At 41.8% G+C, this 615-nt stretch carries 1 protein-coding gene; it reads left to right on the plus strand.

The window, feature by feature from the left end; all coding sequences use genetic code 11:
* A partial coding sequence (locus FKG94_RS28610; protein WP_218943677.1) for a hypothetical protein occupies positions 1 to 552 on the plus strand: 552 nt, incomplete at its 5' end.
* Positions 553 to 615 lie beyond the last annotated feature (63 nt).

Consider the following 615-nt stretch of genomic DNA (forward strand, 5'->3'; position numbering starts at 1 on the left):
GGCGTTACATGCCTTAAGATTATGAGTAACCTTTACAGTCAATACAAAGTTTGTAGTTTGTGCGGTCACGAAGATCAAAGAGGAATATCTGCTGAGATAGCTGCATTCGAAGAGCGGCGTAAATGGACAGAAGCTTGCTCGAAATGTGGGAATCAAGAAGTTTCAAGTAGTGGTGTTGCTCTTCCTGAACTCACAAAAGAGCTTATGGAAATCTGGTCAAGAGATGACTCTTTGTCCTTCTATGAGCAAGACGAGGATATCTGCCTTGCAGAGGCAAATAACATTGAGCTTCTATTAGAGTTTCTAGATTCAAACAACACCTTAGCTTCAAAAAGGTCAATGCTGCTTGCTACTCTATGTGTCTTGATACATGACAATGTGCCAGACGACGAACAGGATGACTCTGATATTAATATCGAAGTGGCAAATAGAGTTGCTGGTGAACTCAAGAAAAGAATTGAGCTATTTGTAGAGCTAGATACAAGCTTGATTATGGACTACATAAAAGAGCTAGCTTATCCCCAAATTGGTGTGCCACTAGCCGGGATGTAACAATGAGCTGTTGTCGGACAAATTTTCCGCTGCGCTCCAAATTTGCCGCAAAGCTTGGCGTTA

This window comes from Exilibacterium tricleocarpae, from assembly GCF_007004655.1.
Lineage (GTDB): Bacteria > Pseudomonadota > Gammaproteobacteria > Pseudomonadales > Cellvibrionaceae > Exilibacterium > Exilibacterium tricleocarpae.